The sequence below is a fragment of the Arthrobacter sp. CAN_A212 genome, from assembly GCF_015752345.1.
Classification (GTDB): domain Bacteria; phylum Actinomycetota; class Actinomycetes; order Actinomycetales; family Micrococcaceae; genus Arthrobacter_D.
Genome location: NZ_JADOUT010000065.1, coordinates 1 through 2,011 on the forward strand (window position 1 = coordinate 1; position 2,011 = coordinate 2,011).

Sequence of the window (2,011 nt, forward strand, 5' to 3'; positions counted from 1 at the left end):
CCGATTCTCTCCCAAGGCCCTCCCATCAGCCGAAACAACCTCCCGCCCCAGACTCCTCACGGCGCCGCCAACTACACTCTCAATTCTGAAGAGCCGGATAAGCTAGATCCCACGGGTATCGACTGCGACCGGAAAAAAGGGGGAACGATTTGAGTGACTACGGAAGTCGGAGAAACGGCGGTTCTGGCATGCTCGCTCGGTTCTGGGCTTGGATTATGAAGCTCCATCGAAGAGACATTTACACTCATTTAGGACTCCCACCTTCCGCAGCCGACGATCAAATAGACCGTAAAGCAGGTCCAGACTCTACATAGGTGTTCCTTTATCCTTTTCCAGAAACACGATTCGACTCAGATGGATAGTTTTCTGCGATCTACGATGTCTGGATAGCTTCGCTCACTCAGATCGCGTCCTCTTTCATATTGAGATGGTGTAGTCGCCAATGATGGTTTGGCCCGTGGAGTCGTAGAGGGAGACCGTGATGGTGCGTGACTCTCGTGGGATGTTCGATGGTTGTCCGTCCGTTCCGAAGAGGTCCTGTACGTAGACGTAGCCGGAGGTTCCGTCCTCTTTTTCCACTGCAAGGAGATCTGGCATTCCGTTCTCATTTGCTGCACCGTAGGTCTGACCGTTGTCGTTGACCGCCCAATCTGTGGGTGCGCGGTTTACGTAGGTAGCGACGATTTTCCACTGGGTGTCCGGGGCAGTCTGAATGGTCACACTTGTCTGTCCATCCTCTCGCGGTAGGAAACTGTTCCCAGTCAGCCCCCCGTGATCCTCTAAGCAACTCAGGATTCTGAGGTCTTCGTACACGAAGTAGCCGGATGTGAGGCAGGTTAGTTCCAAAGCGATATCCGTAGTCCCCTCGGGTGCAGGACCGAGATCGATCACTGCGGTTCCGGTGTTTGATGCGATCACTGGTGTGACGAGTTCTGTCACCCTGTCCTCACCGGGCACGAGAAAGTTCCCGCTGGCCACTGCAGCCACGCCGCCAAGGACGCCGAGGCCACCGAGCGCGATACTCCCGGTCCAGATGCGACGACGTGTCCGAGCAGCCTGCTCTGAAAGGGTGGGCCGAGGTATTCGCCGGGTATTGGGCGTGGATGCTGCTTCGACCAAGAGGTTACGGATGGCTGTTCCCCTACCTGGGCCGAAGCCGTCGTGCTCGGTCATCGCGATACTCCTTCGGTAAAGTAATGGTGCGTTGGGGCGAGATGGGGGATAAGGGCACCTAGGCGCTTCTTTGCCCTTCGGAGCCGAGTCTTGATTGTGGCGGCGGGCGCACCCAGGAGGTCCGCGGCCTCTCTGACAGTCATTTCTTGCAGCACGCACAGCGTGAGCACGTCTTGGTGACGGGCAGTAAGTTGCGCGAACGCACGATTCACCTCGGTCGCATGATGTGCTTGCCCAAGTGCCTCGACTGTGTGTTCTGCATGGTCTGGAACGACCGCGGGTGCGGGTAACCGTGCGAGGTATGCGGCGTAGCGTCTTGCGCTCCGATGGTGGTTGCGGAGGATATTGTTGCTGGTCACTAGGAGCCAGGGAAGCACGGAGTCGTCGACGGACCGAATTCTTCCGCGGGCCCGCCAAGCTTCGAGAAAGACCATCGCGACGATGTCCTCGGCTTCCGCTGCTCCACCAATCTGCCGACGTACGTGGATAAGTACGCGTTTCCCATGGCGGTCAAACAGCACCCCGAAGCTGTCCGGGTTGCCGTCGATAGCATCGGCGAGCAACTCTACGTCTGATCGCTTTGCAGGAATGTCCATACCTAGATAATGTCCGTACCTCTCGAAAAGGGTTCACCCGAGTATCCCGCTGTTCGAATACCTGAAGGTATCTGCTCGTAGCAATCAACCCCGTGCCTACACAGAAGTGGACGGAACCATCGCGCGCCGAGAATGTGTAGCACCCAAGGATCGGCGAATTTAGGCGGTCGTTGCAACGATGGGTTTGCCTGGTTCGAATAGTAGTCGTTCCATGGCTTGTGCGGGGGTGATCCCGCCGAGTG

Annotated in this window: 2 protein-coding genes; both read right to left on the reverse strand. The window is 57.2% G+C overall.

The window, feature by feature from the left end; all coding sequences use genetic code 11:
• Positions 1-417: 417 nt before the first annotated feature.
• The gene (locus IWX64_RS16770) at positions 418-1,173 is read right to left on the reverse strand and encodes a peptidase M56 family protein (RefSeq protein WP_196868261.1); all 756 of its coding nucleotides are present in this window, start codon (positions 1,171-1,173) and stop codon (positions 418-420) included.
• The gene (locus tag IWX64_RS16775) at positions 1,170-1,769 is read right to left on the reverse strand and encodes an RNA polymerase sigma factor (protein WP_196868262.1); all 600 of its coding nucleotides are present in this window, start codon (positions 1,767-1,769) and stop codon (positions 1,170-1,172) included. The genes IWX64_RS16770 and IWX64_RS16775 overlap by 4 nt, the downstream gene beginning before the upstream one ends.
• Positions 1,770-2,011 lie beyond the last annotated feature (242 nt).

What these genes read in the sequence shown, in the direction of transcription:
- IWX64_RS16770 (WP_196868261.1), bottom strand. Translation starts at nt 1,173, where the DNA reads ATGACCGAGCACGACGGCTTCGGCCCAGGTAGGGGAACAGCCATCCGT.
- IWX64_RS16775 (WP_196868262.1), bottom strand. Translation starts at nt 1,769, where the DNA reads ATGGACATTCCTGCAAAGCGATCAGACGTAGAGTTGCTCGCCGATGCT.